This is a genomic window from Plectonema cf. radiosum LEGE 06105, from assembly GCF_015207665.1.
Taxonomy (GTDB): domain Bacteria; phylum Cyanobacteriota; class Cyanobacteriia; order Cyanobacteriales; family Nostocaceae; genus Rivularia; species Rivularia radiosa_A.
The window spans coordinates 42981-59651 of record NZ_JADEWL010000023.1; the positions used below are offsets into that span (position 1 = coordinate 42981).

At 37.5% G+C, this 16671-nt stretch carries 15 protein-coding genes and 2 pseudogenes; 8 read left to right on the forward strand and 9 right to left on the reverse strand.

All coding sequences use genetic code 11. The features are described from left to right. Positions 1 to 38: 38 nt before the first annotated feature. Both IQ247_RS10100 and IQ247_RS10105 read left to right on the forward strand, forming a co-directional pair. Positions 39 to 554, forward strand: a complete 516-nt coding sequence (locus IQ247_RS10100; protein WP_193919488.1) for an RDD family protein — start codon at positions 39 to 41, stop codon at positions 552 to 554. Between the two features lie 21 nt (positions 555 to 575). Further along, entirely contained in the window at positions 576 to 7208 is a 6633-nt protein-coding gene (locus IQ247_RS10105) for a CHAT domain-containing protein (RefSeq protein WP_193919489.1), read from the forward strand. A gap of 223 nt (positions 7209 to 7431) precedes the next feature. On the opposite strand, the gene IQ247_RS10110 is transcribed toward IQ247_RS10105, so the two are convergent. After that, entirely contained in the window at positions 7432 to 7590 is a 159-nt protein-coding gene (locus tag IQ247_RS10110) for a hypothetical protein (RefSeq protein WP_228059630.1), read from the reverse strand. Between the two features lie 24 nt (positions 7591 to 7614). On the opposite strand from IQ247_RS10110, the gene IQ247_RS10115 reads away from it, so the two are divergent. Continuing rightward, positions 7615 to 7857 (forward strand): hypothetical protein, encoded by a 243-nt coding sequence (locus tag IQ247_RS10115; protein ID WP_193919529.1) that lies wholly within the window; start codon positions 7615 to 7617, stop codon positions 7855 to 7857. Then, the gene (locus IQ247_RS33580) at positions 7740 to 7982 is read left to right on the forward strand and encodes an IS1096 element passenger TnpR family protein (RefSeq protein WP_193919490.1); all 243 of its coding nucleotides are present in this window, start codon (positions 7740 to 7742) and stop codon (positions 7980 to 7982) included. Before IQ247_RS10115 ends, IQ247_RS33580 begins: the two co-directional genes overlap by 118 nt. 157 nt (positions 7983 to 8139) lie before the next feature. On the opposite strand, the gene IQ247_RS33755 is transcribed toward IQ247_RS33580, so the two are convergent. Continuing rightward, positions 8140 to 8886, reverse strand: a complete 747-nt coding sequence (locus IQ247_RS33755) for an element excision factor XisH family protein (protein ID WP_445974523.1) — start codon at positions 8884 to 8886, stop codon at positions 8140 to 8142. 652 nt (positions 8887 to 9538) lie between these two features. On the opposite strand from IQ247_RS33755, the gene IQ247_RS10135 reads away from it, so the two are divergent. Together IQ247_RS10135 and IQ247_RS10140 are read left to right on the forward strand one after the other, a co-directional pair. Continuing rightward, positions 9539 to 9808, forward strand: coding sequence for a hypothetical protein (locus IQ247_RS10135; RefSeq protein ID WP_228059631.1), 270 nt, complete (start codon positions 9539 to 9541; stop codon positions 9806 to 9808). A 56-nt stretch (positions 9809 to 9864) separates the two neighbouring features. Next, entirely contained in the window at positions 9865 to 10656 is a 792-nt protein-coding gene (locus tag IQ247_RS10140) for an SNF2-related protein (RefSeq protein WP_228059632.1), read from the forward strand. On the opposite strand, the pseudogene IQ247_RS10145 reads toward IQ247_RS10140, so the two are convergent. Beyond that, positions 10646 to 11786, reverse strand: a pseudogene (locus IQ247_RS10145) (IS4 family transposase). The gene IQ247_RS10140 and the pseudogene IQ247_RS10145 sit on opposite strands and share 11 nt — an antisense overlap. Before the next feature lie 624 nt (positions 11787 to 12410). On the opposite strand from IQ247_RS10145, the gene ltrA reads away from it, so the two are divergent. Further along, a complete protein-coding gene (gene ltrA, locus IQ247_RS10150) occupies positions 12411 to 14072 on the forward strand; it encodes a group II intron reverse transcriptase/maturase (RefSeq protein ID WP_193919491.1) in 1662 nt (553 codons plus the stop codon). Positions 14073 to 14226: 154 nt separating this feature from the next. Here the strand turns inward: ltrA and IQ247_RS10155 are convergent, their stop codons facing one another. The 6 genes from IQ247_RS10155 to IQ247_RS10175 form a co-directional block, all read right to left on the reverse strand. Beyond that, the gene (locus IQ247_RS10155; protein ID WP_193919493.1) at positions 14227 to 14403 is read right to left on the reverse strand and encodes a hypothetical protein; all 177 of its coding nucleotides are present in this window, start codon (positions 14401 to 14403) and stop codon (positions 14227 to 14229) included. Positions 14404 to 14413: 10 nt separating this feature from the next. After that, positions 14414 to 14545 (reverse strand): hypothetical protein, encoded by a 132-nt coding sequence (locus IQ247_RS33100; RefSeq protein ID WP_265579678.1) that lies wholly within the window; start codon positions 14543 to 14545, stop codon positions 14414 to 14416. A 234-nt stretch (positions 14546 to 14779) separates the two neighbouring features. Then, on the reverse strand, positions 14780 to 15196 hold the full coding sequence (locus tag IQ247_RS10160; RefSeq protein WP_193919495.1) for an aspartyl protease family protein: 417 nt from the start codon (positions 15194 to 15196) through the stop codon (positions 14780 to 14782). A gap of 1 nt (position 15197) precedes the next feature. Then, a complete protein-coding gene (locus IQ247_RS10165; protein ID WP_193919497.1) occupies positions 15198 to 15404 on the reverse strand; it encodes a hypothetical protein in 207 nt (68 codons plus the stop codon). A gap of 72 nt (positions 15405 to 15476) precedes the next feature. Beyond that, complete coding sequence (locus IQ247_RS10170) at positions 15477 to 15845, reverse strand: N-6 DNA methylase (RefSeq protein WP_193919527.1); 369 nt, start codon at positions 15843 to 15845, stop codon at positions 15477 to 15479. Between the two features lie 107 nt (positions 15846 to 15952). Then, complete coding sequence (locus IQ247_RS10175) at positions 15953 to 16486, reverse strand: HsdM family class I SAM-dependent methyltransferase (RefSeq protein WP_193919499.1); 534 nt, start codon at positions 16484 to 16486, stop codon at positions 15953 to 15955. Here IQ247_RS10175 and IQ247_RS10180 point away from each other — a divergent pair. Further along, positions 16396 to 16668, forward strand: a pseudogene (locus tag IQ247_RS10180) (ISL3 family transposase); the annotation flags it as partial. The gene IQ247_RS10175 and the pseudogene IQ247_RS10180 overlap by 91 nt on opposite strands. Positions 16669 to 16671 lie beyond the last annotated feature (3 nt).

The following is a 16671-nucleotide window of genomic DNA, read 5'->3' on the forward strand; positions in this document are numbered from 1 at the left end:
TAGAAAAGCTGATTTTTTTCGACAAAATGTGGTAATTTATGAAACATGAAATTGAATATGACAAGCCTAGTGTTACTTCTGTAATTGAAATAGTAAAAAAATACAATAACACATCTATATTATGTCGTCGCTGGATTAGTAGTTGGATAGATTTTATTGTCTTGATTTCTATCTTATTTATTCCCACATTATTGCTAGATGATGCAACTTATGAAAATTTATTTCATCTCTGGTTTGGACTTTTATTTATTTATTTTTGTATTACTGAGTTGTGCTGGGGTAGAACTTTGGGCAAAGTAATTATGGGGACAGTTGTTGTTGACAAGCATGGTAAATATCCTAATATTTTTCAGGTATTAATCCGAAATATACTCCGCATTTTTGAAGCGAATCCATTTTTATTCGGAATGTATTCGGTGGGAGGATTTCCAGCAGGAATGCTCGTTTTGATGACAAAACGCAAGCAAAGAGCAGGTGATATATTTGCAGGGACTTATGTAGTGTTATTAAAAGACCTCAAACGTCTCCAAGCTATGAAAAATTCGTTGCAGTAATAGCAGTATACCCTAATTAATATGCGCGATCGCAAACGAAAACGAATTGTAACGGTATTTATCGCTCTCGTGGCAATGGTTTCGACTTATTTGCCCCATTTACCAATCCTACCTGCTCAACAAGTATTTGCCCAAACCCCAAATACAGAAGTTGAAGCGAAGCCTGCTGAAAAACCTCCGGTATCGGGGAATTTTATCGATTACTATGCTGAGGAAAGGCAACTCAAAGGACATGAGGGTAGCGTTAACAGCGCTAATTTTAGTCGCAATGGTAAGTTTATAGTGACTGCGGGTGTCGATAAAACCGCTCGTATATGGGATTTTTCTGGTAAGCAGTTGGAAGTATTACGAGGACATGAAGGTAGTGTACGTAGTGCAAATTTTAGTCCCGATGGACAACTGATTGTTACTGCATCTTTTGATGGCACGGCGCGAGTGTGGGACAATTCGGGGAAAGAGCTTGTTTCGCTGAAAGGGCATAAGGGTAAGCTTTTCAGTGCAAATTTTAGCCCCGATGGTCAGCGAATAGTGACTGCGGGGGTGGATGGTGTTCGCTTGTGGGATACGGATGGTAAACAGCTGGGGGAAATTAAGGGACATCTGGGGAGTGTTTACAGTGCAAATTTTAGCCCTGATGGTAAGTTGATTGTTACCGCAGGTGCGGATAAAACTGCCCGCATTTGGGATAGTTCGGGTAAGTTTTTAACCGAGTTGAAAGGGCATACGGATACAGTTTGGAGTGCGAATTTTAGCCCTGATAGTCAGCAGGTTGTCACAGCTTCTGAGGATAAGACAGCACGGGTATGGGATTTGTCGGGGAAATTATTGATTGAAATAAAAGAGCGTTCTGAGACCGAATTAGAAGCTCATACTGATGGGCATACTAATACAGTTTGGAGTGCGAGTTTTAGCCCTGATGGTAAACGAATAGTTACGTCATCTTTAGATGGAACATCCCGTATGTGGGATACTTCCGGTAGATTAATCGCTTACGTACAACAGCAGGAAGGTAGCATTAATAGTGCCACTTGGAGCCAGGATGAAAAATGGATAGTCACAGCATCAATTGATGGTAGTGCATCAGTGTACAGTATGAATCAAAAATTATACAGTGAACTTAAGGGACCTTTTAATGTTGCTATTAATGATGCTAAGTTTAGTCCTGATGGTAAGAAGATTATTACCATATCCATTAGCAAAAGCCGCAATTTAGAACTTTCAACAGCTATTTTATGGGACACTTCCAGCAACTTTTTTACTGAACTAGAGAATCCTCCCATTATTACGGATGCCAACTTTAGCCCTGACAGTAAGCTAATTGTTACGGCAACTGCTTTTAGAGGATTTTTTGAGGATGAAGCAGTGGCGCAAGTATTCGACAGTTCTGGAAAGTTGATTGCAGAGCTAAAAGGAGATAAATCACATATTGAAAATGCTAATTTTAGTCCTGACGGTAAACTGATTCTTACTAATAGTGGAACTGTAAGGCTGTGGAATGTTTCTGGTAAATTATTGACCAAACTCAAAGGTCATCAGGGAGAGATTCAAAGTGCGAGTTTTAGTCCAGATGGTAAACTAATAGTTACTACATCTGCGAATGAAGCACGAGTGTGGGATATCTATGGTAACTTCTTAACAGAATTCAAAGAGCATTTGGGAGAGATTCAAAGTGCAAGTTTTAGTCCAGATAGCAAACTAATAGTTACCATATCTGCGAATGAAGCACGAGTGTGGGATATTTCCGGCAAATTACTAACAAAGATCAAGGGACATAACGGAGAGATTAAAAGTGTAAGTTTTAGTCCAGATAGCAAACTGTTAGTTACTGCATCTGCTGATATAGCGAGTATTTGGGATATGTCTGGCAAATTGTTGATAGAGCTTAAAGGTCATCAAGGAGAGATTCAAAGTGCGAGTTTTAGTCCAGATGGCAAACTAATAGTTACTGCATCCGAAGATAAAACAGCTCGTATTTGGGATATGTCTGGCAAATTGTTGACAGAACTTAAAGGGCATAAGAGTAAGGTTAACAGTGCCACTTTCAGCCCTGATGGCAGTAAAATTATCACTGCATCTGAGGATTTCACAGCCCGTGTGTGGTATTTATCCGATAAGCTACAATATCAGCTGAAATTTCCCAAAACTTTTGTATTGGAAGAAGATGATGGTGTAAATATTGATGAGTTAGTTCAGAGGTTCAACCAGAAGAAGTCCAACAAATTTTCTGGACTCTGTGAACTTGATATACAAAACGAAACTTTTAGCCCAGATAGCAAGTTGATTGCTACATTTGGTTCATCACATGATGTTTGTATATGGAATACTTCTAGTAAACTAATTGCAGAACTAAAAGGGCACGTGGATAGTATTAATAATGTGGAATTTAGCCCTAACGGAAAACAGATTATTACTACATCGATAGATAATACAGCGGTTGTCTGGGATACTTCTGGTAAATTACTGGCACAACTTCAAGGTCAAAGCCGTGCTATATTTAGTGATGATAGCAAACTAATACTAACCATATCAGAAAACAAAAAAGTCTTTGTTTGGGATACTTCTGGCAAATTACTAGTACAACTTCAAAGTCAACAATTTGAAAATGCTAGCTTTAGTCCTGACAGCAAGCTAATACTAACTACATCGTTTCCGGAAACAGCCCGTGTATGGGATACTTCTGGCAATTTACTAGTACAACTTCAGGGTAAAATTAACAATGCTAGCTTTAGTCCTGACAGCAAGCTAATCCTTACGGAATCGGAAGACAAAATCACTCGCATTTGGGATATTTCTGGCAAATTAATAGCACAATTTTCAGGTCAAAGCAATGCTAGCTTTAGTTCTACTAGTAAGCTAATCCTTACGGAATCGGAAGACAAAATCACTCGCATTTGGGATACTTCTGGCAAATTGATAGCACAACTTCCAGGTCAAATCAACGCTAGCTTTAGCCCTGATAGTAAGCTCATTATTACTACGCAGTATACAAACTTTCCTCGCACGCTTCTCCCTCTTCCTGTTTCTAAACCTACTCAAAGTAATCAAGTAATCTGTATCTGGGATACTTCTGGCAAATTGCTTGCAAAAATCAAAGGTGAGCAATATGGAACTGTCTATAGTTTTAACCCTAATAGTAAATTAATTATTACCTATGGTAATTTCAAATCAGGTTTGTGGGATGTTAATGGAAAATTAATTTTTAAATTTCAAGGAAACTTCAAAAGTTTTAGTCCAGATGGAAAACTCATTTTTGATGGTAATTATATTTGGGATACATCTGGTAAGTTAATTGCAAAACTAGAAGCAAATACTTATCAAGGTATAAGTTTTAGCTTAGACCAAAAATTTATTCTTAATCCATCTATTGTATCACCATCACGCCTATGGAATACTTCTGGCGAACTAATTACTGAACTACCAAAAAATCCAAATGATTGGACAAATGATATTTTTAGCCCTGATGGAAAGCTAATTTTAGCTGTACCAATTACTTTTGGCATTGAGCATTCAAAAACAGCTAGACTTTGGGATAATTCTGGTAAATTGATTGCAGAATTTAAAGGACATCCAGACAGAATAACATCTGCTAGTTTTAGCCCTGATGGAAAATTAGTCATTATTGTATCAGAAGATAATACAACCAGTATTTGGGAAACTTCTGGTAAATTAGTTGCAGAACTTAAAAAACATCAGTCTAGTTTAATTAATGTCAGTTTTAGTTCTGATGGTAATTTTATTATTACCAATGACGGAAAAGTAAGCTTATGGGATATTTCGGGGAAATTGCTAGCTGAACTCAAAAGAAATGAAACTAGTAATATTAAAAGTTTTACTATTAGCCCAGATAATAAATTAATTTTTACTGTATCTAGTGAGGGAAACGCTTGTATCTGGGATATTTCTGGAAAATTACTTGCAGAAATAAAAACAGATAAGATTAGTAATGCTAATTTTAGCCCAAATAGCAAACTAATAATTACAACTTCTAGTGATGGAGTAGTTCGCATATGGGATACTTTAGGCAAATTGCACACAGCAATGGAAGAAAATGAATATTGGGAGAATGCTACTTTTAGTTCAGATGGTAAATTGATACACGTATACAATAATTTCGGCAAATTGCTTGCAGAAATTAAAGGAGATAAAAATTGGGAGAATGCTACTTTTAGTCCAGATGGTAAGTTAATTTTAACTAAAGCTAAGTGTTTTAATCAGGATTTATTTCAGGAATTATTATGTGATGTTTCCTTGTGGGATACTTCAGGTAAATTGCTGACAGAGCTAACAGTATCTACAACTGAACCTGGTTTTACTAATGCAATTTTTAACTATGATAGCCAGTCTATTTATACGTTATCCATAGACGGTATTTTTTCTGTATGGGATACTTCTGGTAGAGAACTGCGCTCTCTAACTTTATTTCCTGAATATATCAGCCTAAAAGTGAGAGCGGATAGATTAAAAAATTTAAACTTTGATGCTCCTAATTGTGGTACAGCGTTTCAACCGTGGCAAAAAGCTCTAAAAATCTACCAAGATATTTCTGACCATGAGAACCAAATCGTGATGGTAGAAAAAATAGGTAAAGCTTACTATTGTCTCAGCGAATATACTGAAGCTATCAAACAATATTCTCAAGCTATAAGCCTTGCGAAAAAATTTAATTATGGGCAATTACAAGCAAAAAATACTAGCAATTTGGGAACCATTTATAATAGTTTAGGAGATTCAATTCAAGCTCTTGATTACTACAACAAATCATTAGCCATTATTCAAAAAGAACAAGACTCCCTCATAAAAGCCGAAATTTTCAGAGGACGTGGTAATATTTACACTTCTCAAGGTAAAACTAACGAAGCAATTAGCGACAACTCCCAAGCCTTAGCCATTGATGAAAAATTAGCCAATAATATAGGGATTGCAGAAAGTAAATTAAACTTGGCAAGTATTTATTATGTCAAAGGTGATATCAATAAAGCTACCCAACTTTATAAAGAAGCATTACCAATAAACAAAAGTGAAGCACTCGCAGGTTTAGGAAATATTTTCCTCACGCTTGGTGATATTCCAAAAGCAATTGACTACCAACAAAAAAGTTTAACCCAAGCGCGTCAACAAGCAAATAAAGAAGCCGAAGTAACTGCTCTTTACAACCTTGGAAACGCTCTATATAAAGCAAATAATCTTCCCGAAGCTGAAAAACATCTCAGAAATGCAATTGAGATTTTTGACACTCTCCGCTTTAACTTAGACGATACCAATAAAATCTCCATATTTGAAAAACAAACCCGTGCTTATCGCCTACTCCAACAAATATTAATCGCTCAAAACCAACAGGAAAAAGCATTAGAAGTCAGCGAAAGTGGACGTGCTAGAGCCTTTGTAGAACTCCTCAGCCAAAAACTATCACCCAACCCAAAAGAAGAATCAAAACCTATTCTCCCGCCAGATATAAATCAAATAAAACAAATCGCAAAATCTCAAAACGCCACCATCGTCCAATACTCAATTATCTACGATGAATCACCAAACGAAAGTAAAGCACAAAAACAAGAATCAAAACTCTATATCTGGGTAGTTAAACCCAATAACGAAAAAATAGAATTTATACCAGTAAACCTCAAGCAATATTTACAAGCAGACGATATTAACCTAGAAGAACTAGTTAACAACTCTCGTCAATCATTTGGAGTTTACCGTAATGCCTCCAGAACTACAACTCCAGTTATTAATACCCCAGGCAAACGCGATCAATTTCTCATAACAATTAATCATGACCTTGAAACAGAAAATCTCACCGAATACTTAAAGAAACTCCATAAAATATTAATCGATCCCATCGCCCAATTTTTACCCAAAGATGAAACTCAGCGTGTGATTTTCGTTCCGCAAGGAGAACTATTCTTAGTACCTTTCCCCGCACTAATCGACGAAACTGGTAAACATCTCATCGAAAAACATACCATCCTCAGCGCACCCTCAATTCAAGTATTAGAATTAACTCGCAAAGCAAAAGAAGAAAACAAAAAACAAATAAACCCAAGGAAAGCTTTAGTTGTCGGTAATCCCACAATGCCAGATGCGTCCTTAAAAAGTTTAGAAGGTGCAGAAGCAGAAGCAAAAGCCATATCATCTCCCAAACTACTCGACACCAAACCCCTCATCGGTAAAGCAGCTACCGAAACAGAAGTAGTCGCCAAAATGCCCCAAGCTAAAATAATTCACCTAGCAACACACGGATTATTCGATGACTTACGTGGTTTAGGAAGTGCGATCGCGTTAGCTCCTTCTGGTAAAGACGACGGTTTGCTAACTGCGGAAGAAATTTTGAACTTTAAACAAAAACTAAACGCTGATTTAGTTGTTCTCAGCGCTTGTGATACAGGTAGAGGAAGAATTACAGGTGACGGGGTAATTGGCTTATCACGCGCTTTTATTAGTGCAGGAGTACCAAGTGTTGTTGTCTCCCTATGGGCTGTACCCGATGGTGAAACAGCATTTTTAATGGAAAGATTCTACGAAAATTGGCTACAACAAGATATTGACAAACAAGACAAAGCAACAGCATTACGAAATGCAATGCTGACAACGAAGCAGAAATATCCAAATCCCCGTCAGTGGGCTGCATTTACCTTGATTGGGGAAGCTAAGTAAGTAAAAATCGAGTATTTGACATTTGTAGTGTGGGCATTATTCAATCCAGAGACAATTAGAAAGTATTACCGATACAGAACCTTTAGAAGCCCTGCCAGTTGGTGTTTTGGAAGCTATGAGTCTAGATGGTGTAATCTACCTTCTATTGTACACAAGGATTAGACCATCTTTTTATCTAAATCGACCTAAACATACCCAAGCTTCTACTGAAATTACAAGTAACTTATGCAGAGCTTTCTCCGTACTTAGTGCGATTTTTCTTAAAAGTTAACTCCTCTACTATTTCTAAAACGCGATCGTATTCTTCTTCTGTTTCAATTGCAACAGGAATAACTTCTGTAAGAAGATTACGGTAAGTATTTCTATCAAAAGTAAGAGTCATTTTTACACTAATACTGTATCAACAATGGTTACGGTTCATTCCGATATTGGTAGTGGTTTAGAAAATCCCCAAGAAGTATCGGCACAAACTACTCCCCATATCCATACCATATTCACGGCAAGCAGTTCGGTATTCCTGAAATTGGAGGAATGTACTTTTCTGATAATCCAGAAGAAGTCAGATTATCCGATTTTGGCTTGCGAATCCGAGCGCGTTTTTTATACGAGTATGATTTTGGTGATAGCTGGGAGCATCAAATTCGAGTGAAAAAAATTCTAACTCCGAAATCCAACTGCTTTTATCCAGTTTGCATTGATGGTAAACGCGCTTGTACTCCCTTTATATTGTGGTGGTCCGTGCGAATTTATGGCACAAAGGCAAGGAATACTTGATAGGTCATATAGCTTCGCGGTTGATTGAGAAATCCGGGAGTGGAGTTTTGAGGAGGGCAATCGCGTTTTGGGTTTGTGGAGTTATGCGATCGCCACTCACTTTACAGAAATTAGCTTGTTCGTAGTGAGGGATTTATCCCTCTCAATAAAATAAAAACTAAGCTACCCCATAACCTGTATAAGGACGTTTATAACTTGGATGCAAACCGATAACAATATCCTCTTTGGGTATACCCATATCTACTAAATCTTGCGCTAAATCAGCTTCCGTCATATTTCGCTGAATCCAGACTTTACCATCTTTGATATCTATATGGATGAAACAGTTATAAACTCGTTTAAGACCATCCCAGCCAATATCAAGAAGTTGGTAATGGTCATGCTCGGTGTCGAAAATAAGTTGACACTCAATCTCACTAGAAGGATTGTTCTCTTCTAGCTTGGCATGATTGTTTAGTAATTCACGAACAAATAATCGATATTGGTCTAATTTCTCCATTCGACGACTACCTATGGCAACAGGATCGTAGATTATCAGTTTTACTTGATAAAGTTTGACTGCTTCTTGAGTAAACTTTTCCTGAAAAAATGATTCAAATGTATCAATCGGAACTGCTAAATAAAGCATTCTATCCGATTCACTCATCTGTAATGCTAGACGATAATTCAAAAATTGACCTAGCGCTGCATGAAAATCTGTGATTACAGAAGTCTTGAGGAAGCTTTTAATTTCTACTGCTATCTTGTTTCCTTCTTTTTGAACTGCTAAAACTTTCTCCGCTGCTAAATCTATCTCAAGCTTGACACCTTCAATTTTAATCTTTAGTGGGTCTGCTGTGATAACCCAGTCTTCTTTCAAAAGTGGTTGTTTTACAGCATCATGGAATAAGTCGCGAGCAGCCATTGATTTTTTTGCAATTTCTAAAAGTCAGTTCCGCACTATTTAAGAATTTAACAGCTATCTGGGCATTACCGTTGACCAATATATAATTTGCTAATTGTCGCAAATCTTGTGTTGCCCGGTATGCAGATAATTAAACGATAGTTCATGCGTTATTCGGGTTTTCCATTGTTCTCATCTTTAACTTATAGTTTCACGTTAACCCCTCTAACAATAGCTTTCCAAAAATTGGTCGTTGCTTTAAGGACTGCATATTGGTGAGTTGTTAGGGTAATATCGGCTAAAAGATACGAACTGGGGTAAAACTGGGGTAAAAATATTGTTCGTAAGCTAAAACCCTTATGAAATGGGAGTTTTTCAAGGTCTGCAAAACCTTTATCCCCCGGTTCAAATCCGGGTGTCGCCTTTGTTAATATTCCGTTGTTTCCTGCTCTACAAGCACCTTCTAGCTTCGAGGAGTGGATTCTTCCTTTGTACCATTTTAAGTCAAATTGGGTAGAATCAACTCACGATTTTAGGCACAAATTTAGTCCAAGTTTTAGCTACCATTTAAAAGTTGAGGAAAACGACTCAGCTAAGTGCTGCGTATTTATCCGTTTGAAATTGGGTGACATCTATAAAAAACAGTCCCTTAAAAACTTTGGGGTAAATTTTTATGGATATTAGTAATCGTCTTGCTCAAGCAAATGGTAGATTACGGGCTTCCAAAATTGGTATAACTATCGACCAGCGTGGAAATACTTTATGGCTAAGAGGCACATTCCCGCCTAAGCTAAATTCACGTAAAACAAAGCCCCACCAACAAAGAATATCTCTGAAGACACAGGAACAGCCTTTAGGAGTTAAAGCCACGATTGCAGGATTGCAGTATGCCGAATTAGATGTGCTAGGCAAATGCCAAAAATATAGGTTAAAAAGGCATTGAAGAACGAACTATTACGACTAAAGAAAGTTGGTAACCACGAAAAATTGAGGACTAATATGAGCGAACAGTCTTGGAATCCGGAGATTGGGAACCAGCAAGTTAGGTTGCGTAGAAATCCTGGTAAGCGAGGGTTAACGACGGGAAAAATAAGACAATCTGCGGGTAGACTTCTAGTTTTTGTAAATTTCGGTCCTAATGAAAAGACTTACAAACCATACGATCAACTGGAGTTGTGTGGAGAACCAGAGGAAATCAAAGATTTGATAAAATCTGGGCGTTTCGGTACTCCCGATGATTTACGGCGAATTTTAACTTTTGAGAAGGTAAAGGGTAATCTAACTAATATTTTCTATAGTATGGAGTCAAGCAATACCGACTTCTATGCGTATCAATTTAAGCCAGTTTTAAAGCTTCTTGATTCTCCAGTTAACCGTTTACTTATTGCCGATGAGGTAGGGCTTGGTAAGACAATTGAATCTATATATATTTGGAAGGAATTACAGGCACGAGAAGATGCGCGTCGTCTGTTAATTGTTTGCCCTGCTATGCTGCGAGATAAATGGTTAAATGACATCAAGTCTCGCTTTAATTATGATGCTAAAGTTGTTAATGCTAAAGAAATATTAGAATCTACTCAGTCTTTTTTACAAGGAGGAAAACCACATACTTTTATTTATATAACTAGTTTAGAAGGTTTACGTATTAAAAATTGGGATGAGAGTGTTGAGAATTATCGAGCCGATTTAGCAAGATTGTTGGAAGCCAGAAGTAATTCTACATATAATGAGTCAAGTATATTTGATTTGACAATTATTGCTGAAGGGGCGACGAAAATGGTTATAAAGTAGATAGCATCAGCTTCATAGCCCTCATTCCTCGTAAATAATACTTCTTCTTATTAGGATTCAGTCTCATTAATTCCAACACTAAATTAATACAATCGTGGCTACAATTGACCCAAGTTTGAGCATATAGACCTACATAAAAACTACTATGTCGTCTTTGTAAACGACTATATTCTTTGACTCTACCAACATATTTTTGAATTCCTTTATGTTTAATTTGTTGCCCTTGAATAGTCGCACAAGTATAGGCTATTGCTATCAATAAAATCAACGAAATTAAACGTTCACCTTCAGGCATTAGTGTCTTCCAAATTATAGCCGCCTGTTTTAAAATCTTTAAACATTTCTTCAATATCAAATCGTCGTTTATAGGAGGCGATAGCGAAGCGCTGCTGCAAGCAGATCGCCAATTCTAAATTTTTTAAATTGGTAATCAGAAACCATGCTTCTTTAGGCGCAATTCCTGAAATTTTTCTTTTCCATTTACAGGCAACATTGAAGCTGATAAATCCCTTAGCTTTTGTAACTTTAACGCCTTGAAAAAATAACGAAGTTCCTGGTACTAAGCCTAAATGCTGTAACTCAGTCCAAATTTCTTTTTTGACTTCAATAAATTCATTTTTTTTAAGACGTAGACAAAAGTAAATAGACTGTTCTGATAACCATTTTGCTAACCTAACAGAACAAAACTCTCTATCTCCCAAGATGCATATTTTATAATCTTTAAAGATTGGCATTATCTTTGATAGATGACTTCTCTGCTCGTTTATATTACTGCTGCCTAATTTCGGTAGTAATTCAAAGTGTATTGGAAATGCTCTTTTATCCCAAATTATGGTTGTTACTAATAGATTTATTTTACCCCAGTTTGTACGGTCAATTGCTACATGAACTAGTTTATCTGTCTCAAAGTATGTTTTTAAAAAACTACTTATGATTGGAAACCAGATATTTTCAATAGTTAAATTTTGTCAAGATAAAAAACGCTGTATCCTTTTTCTTCTACTTTCAAATTTTATTCCAAGAGGTAAAGCATTAGCTAACTTTTCAATACTAACTTTTTTGATTGATTGTAGAAGGATTATCAAAATTTTCAAGAAAATAAAATCGCGACTACTTAGTTGATTTCTCAGATGATTTTGATAGAATTTAGATAACTTTTGTGCGACCCAAAGTCGCTCGAAAAGAGTGGAATTCTTAAAAAAATTCTCAGGCTAGTATCCGAAGCCTGTACCCACCCAAAGGGGCATTGCGGGTAACTACGATGTCTCACAGCTAGCGGGTAATGTCTAACCCCAAGTAGTAGTCACGAATGAAAGGGAGGGCTAGGGTAAGACCAATATGGATAAGTACATGAATCTGTGTTGAGGCTCCGATATCTGATAGGCTGCCGAAAGTGACTGATACGACAGTGTGGGGTAAGAAAATCGTCCAAATGTTACGATTTTGGGGATACCACGCTTCCGGAGTAAAGCAGAATCCGGGCGTTGGTCATATCTCTTTTCGTGTAGAACGGGAAAACCCCAATGAGGTCTAGCAATGCTGGTCGATGTTGTTAGTAGGAATGACCGTAAGGTATTCGGAATCCCTCAGTGGGAGCAGGAAGCCCCAAGAAGCTAATGCCACCAACCGAAAGGTAAAAGGAATAAATAACTTGGTGGATAGGTCTATTGACTGACTCGAAAGGGTGCAGACGTGGGGTTGGTGAATCTCTTGAAATTTGAAGTAAAGGAATCGAACTTTTCGGGAAAAGTTTGATGCAAACCATAAGGAATGTAAATGTAACCAAAAGAACTACTGATTGGCGAAACACCAATTGGCGTAAAGCTCATCGGATAGTCAGAAACCTAAGACAGAGAATATTCAAGGCTGCTCAGAAAAGAAACCTACGAAAAGTACGTCGTCTTCAAAAGCTAATGATGAAATGTTATTCAAACATCATCTTAGCTGTTAGGAAGGTTACGCAAATAAATCGTGGTAAAAATACGCCAGGAGTGGATAAGCTGGTAGTAAAAACACCAAAAGCTAGGGGGATTTTAGCAGATGCATTATCTTTATTTATTTCCTGGAAACCACTTCCAACTAAACGGGTTTATATTCCCAAAGCGAACGGTAAAAAACGCCCTTTAGGGATATCAACCATAATAGACCGCTGTATACAAGCAATCGTAAAGAATGCATTGGAACCTTATTGGGAATCCAAATTTGAAATCAGCACTTATGGTTTTCGCCCTGGCAGAAGCGCTCATGATGCAATTAGTAAAATATACTTAATTGCCTGTCCTCATCGAAGGAAAAAATGGGTGGTAGATGCCGATATTAAAGGATGTTTTGATAATATTTCTCATGATTTTCTGATGAAAACAATTGGTAATTTTCCTGCAAGAAAATTAGTATACCAATGGTTGAAATCAGGATATGTAGAACATGGGAAATACTTCGATACCAAATCCGGAACACCACAAGGCAATATAATCTCGCCATTACTCGCGAATATTGCACTTCATGGGATGGAAGAAGCGTTAGGGATAAAGTATAACAATCGCTCGGAAATAATAGGTCATCGGGTATTGGTGAAATATGCAGATGATTTTGTAATTTTCTGTGAAACGTTTGAAGATGCGGAACAAGCACAATCTGCAATAGATAAATGGTTGAACTTGAGAGGTTTAGAACTATCAAAAGAAAAAACCAGAATAGTTCATCTAAAAGAAGGTTTCGATTTTCTTGGTTTTAATATAAGACAGTACCAGGTCACTAACACTAAAACTGAGTGGAAGTTACTAATAAAACCTAGCAAAGAATCCATTTTAAATATCCGGAGAAAGCTACGTCAACAGTGGCTAAATTTAAAAGGTCATAGCGTTAAGGCTGTAATTGGAAAACTTAATTCAATTATCCGAGGAGAAGCCAATTACTTTCGTATTGGTGTTGCTTCAGAGGCATTTAGCGCACTTGATGACTGGATGTTCAAACGGGAATGTAAATATGTAAATCGTACACACCCGAACAAAAATAAGAAATGGCGTAAAGATAGATATTGGGGAAAATTAAACTTAGAAAAAAACGATAAATGGGTATTCGGTGATAAAAGTACCGGAAAGCATATATTAAAATTTTCTTGGTTTAAGATTAAACGACATAAACTTGTAGTAGGCAGGTCATCTCCTGATGACCCAACATTGAAAGAATACTGGGAGAAAAGGGAAAAGAATAAAGTTTCTAATCACTCCAAAAGTATTCAGAAAATTGCTGAAAAACAAGGTCATATTTGTCAAGTTTGTGGACAAAGCCTATATGACGGGGAAGAAATCCACAAACATCATAAAATCCCAAAATCTAAAGGTGGTAAAGATACTTATTCCAATTTGGAGTTAGTTCATTTTTATTGTCATCAACAAATCCATTCTGAGACATAGCTTTATGATTTGCTTGAGCCGTAAACTTGGAAATTTGTACATACGGTTCTTAGGGGGGAAAGGAGTAGCAATACTCCCGACCTACCCGACTCAACAGATAGGTCTTATTGACAATTTTAGACCTATCTTTTTCTATCATAAATAGTTACACTCTTTACATATCAATTCTTTGAAGGGATATCGTCACCCCTTCAGGTTTCTCCCACCAATTTAAAGTAGCTTGTCGCAATTTTTCTTCTTGCTTCACCACCCCCGCATCAGCTTCGATAAATTGCTTTATCCCAGAGCGTTCGGTTAAATTTGATTGAAAATCTAAGTATTCTTCTTCCATATTTATATTTTTAAATTCTTTCTCCCCATTTGTCATTGCGAGTGGAACGCAGCAATCCCTGAATATTGCGATTAAACCCTACATTTTGCGATTGCTTCACTACGTGAGCGCTATCGCGCACGCTACGCGAACGCAATGACATTTGATAATTGTTTGATTAAAGTTGGTTTAAAATCTAAATATTCTTCCATATGATTATTCTCTCCATTTGTCATTGCGAGTGGAACGGAGTGGAACGAAGCAATCCCAAGATTTTGCGATCAAACTCTATATCTAGCGATTGCTTCACTACGTGAGCGCTATCGCGCACGCTACGCGAACGCAATGACATTTGATAAATTTATAAGCATCAACTCAATAACAATTATTGCAACATTCATACTTTAGGACGGACTTCAAAAGCAAGTTGTGAACGGTAGAAACACACATCAAATTCCAAGAAAAAATTCATTCTACCCAACAGTAAAGGTGCATCATCAGACAAGCTCCATGCAAAAACCAACCGCACTGGATCGAAATTGCTAATTTTTGCAGAAACAAGCAAACCTCTAGCTTCAACCGAAGCCAAGTTACCAGCGAGAGTCACGGATACTGTTTGCTCTTCCCAAACCGCACCAAGCTGAACTCCGATGCTATAGGGTAAGACGTTAACACTTGCACCTGTATCCAATAGTGCTAAAACCTCTATTGATGAACCTTGGTATGTCAAAGTTAGGGGTAATTGAGGCAAAGCATCAGGAACACCAAAGGTGTCAAATCCTTCCACAAAGTTGAATCTTTGAGCATTATGCATTTTACGACGTTCGATCGGATTCTAGGAGTTGACCGAGTTTATGTGCTGCTTCATGGGAATTGAGAGGTGACAAAAGGGAGTACGTTGCTCCAGCTTGTAGCGTTGGCTCTTCTTCTTTTGCCAATTCTGCGATCAGAAATTGCATAACTTTCAATTTTTCCGTCCGAGGCAAATCCTTAAGAGTTAGAAATAGTTCTGCTGTAGTCATAAAATATAAAATTAAGAGCGACTTCTTTATTTTCTCATAGCCACCTTGAGCATTATTTCAAAACACATCATACTACATCCTTGGTTGTAATAAATTCATGGGATTAAAACCGTGAGCATTAAATAATTCCCGCTTCGCTTCTACTTCCGATTTAGGAATTCCACCCAAAAGATGCGCTTTCACATCCTGGGGTTCCGGTGGTGGGGTGTTGTCTGCGTAACGACGAATATTACAGTTGTAATCATTCTCCGCTAATTCTTCCTTTGTCACCACCGTCGCATAATTGGGAATTCCCTTATAATCCCCATTCGTTGTAAACTCTTGATAGGCGGAAACTATTTTTTCTATATGCTCCGGACGTAAATGATTTTGAGCGCGTCCAGCTTGAAATTCTGCATCGGCGTTGATAAATAATACTTTACAAAAAAAGGCAGGAGGCAGAGGGCAGAGGGCAGAAGGTAAGAAGTATTAATCAAAACTTCAGTTCTGAGTTTAGAGCTTCGGTAAAAAAAGAAACAATATTTTGAGACGCACAGCGCGATAAATATTTATGTCCTTAATTTCAATCTCATGCTTTTAAGCGTGAGTCCATAAAAGCCTCCTGCCTCCTTCATAAAAGCCTTCTGAACCCGACTGTAGTTTTGCGAAAACGGTGGATTGCTCAAAACTCGGTCATAATACTTTAACTTACCTCCGTCTTTAATCGGCACCATCAAAGTATCTTCGTTTTCAATCCGAGCATTGGGAATACCGTGCAATAATAAATTCATCTTGCAAATTGCCCAAACTCCCCCGTTATTATCTTGTCCGTAAAGCTGGAAATTGCGAGTATTTCCCCCATGTTCTTCGATGTGCTGCTTCGATAAAATCAACATACCCCCGGAACCCACACAGGGGCCGTATATTTCCATACCTTCGCGGGGGTCTACAATTCGCACCATTAACTTAACCACCGCACGGGGAGTATAAAATTCACCGCCTTTTTTCCCCGCAGAATCGGCGAAATAGTAAAACAGGAATGCTTCAATTAATGGATTGGTTAAAAAAGGCAGAACCTTACTATAAAAAAAGCACCCAAACAATTAAACGGTGGTTTGGAGAAATAGTCGGATATTTTGAACACAGGACTACCAACGGTGTAGTTGAAGGAATTAATAATAAATTAAAACTAATAAAGCGAAGTGGATTTGGCTTTAAGAATTTCTGCAATTTTAAAATTAGAGCTTTACTTTCTTGGCATTACTCTAAAGGTTTAGCACGCTAAGTA

What these genes read in the sequence shown, in the direction of transcription:
- ltrA (WP_193919491.1), top strand. Translation starts at nt 12,411, where the DNA reads ATGCAAACCATAAGGAATGTAAATGTAACCAAAAGAACTACTGATTGG.
- IQ247_RS10140 (WP_228059632.1), top strand. Translation starts at nt 9,865, where the DNA reads ATGAGCGAACAGTCTTGGAATCCGGAGATTGGGAACCAGCAAGTTAGG.
- IQ247_RS33100 (WP_265579678.1), bottom strand. Translation starts at nt 14,545, where the DNA reads ATGTCATTGCGTTCGCGTAGCGTGCGCGATAGCGCTCACGTAGTGAAG.
- IQ247_RS10165 (WP_193919497.1), bottom strand. Translation starts at nt 15,404, where the DNA reads ATGACTACAGCAGAACTATTTCTAACTCTTAAGGATTTGCCTCGGACG.
- IQ247_RS10115 (WP_193919529.1), top strand. Translation starts at nt 7,615, where the DNA reads ATGGTTACGGTTCATTCCGATATTGGTAGTGGTTTAGAAAATCCCCAA.
- IQ247_RS33755 (WP_445974523.1), bottom strand. Translation starts at nt 8,886, where the DNA reads ATGGCTGCTCGCGACTTATTCCATGATGCTGTAAAACAACCACTTTTG.
- IQ247_RS33580 (WP_193919490.1), top strand. Translation starts at nt 7,740, where the DNA reads ATGTACTTTTCTGATAATCCAGAAGAAGTCAGATTATCCGATTTTGGC.
- IQ247_RS10135 (WP_228059631.1), top strand. Translation starts at nt 9,539, where the DNA reads ATGGATATTAGTAATCGTCTTGCTCAAGCAAATGGTAGATTACGGGCT.
- IQ247_RS10100 (WP_193919488.1), top strand. Translation starts at nt 39, where the DNA reads ATGAAACATGAAATTGAATATGACAAGCCTAGTGTTACTTCTGTAATT.
- IQ247_RS10155 (WP_193919493.1), bottom strand. Translation starts at nt 14,403, where the DNA reads ATGGAAGAAGAATACTTAGATTTTCAATCAAATTTAACCGAACGCTCT.
- IQ247_RS10160 (WP_193919495.1), bottom strand. Translation starts at nt 15,196, where the DNA reads ATGCATAATGCTCAAAGATTCAACTTTGTGGAAGGATTTGACACCTTT.
- IQ247_RS10110 (WP_228059630.1), bottom strand. Translation starts at nt 7,590, where the DNA reads ATGACTCTTACTTTTGATAGAAATACTTACCGTAATCTTCTTACAGAA.
- IQ247_RS10105 (WP_193919489.1), top strand. Translation starts at nt 576, where the DNA reads ATGCGCGATCGCAAACGAAAACGAATTGTAACGGTATTTATCGCTCTC.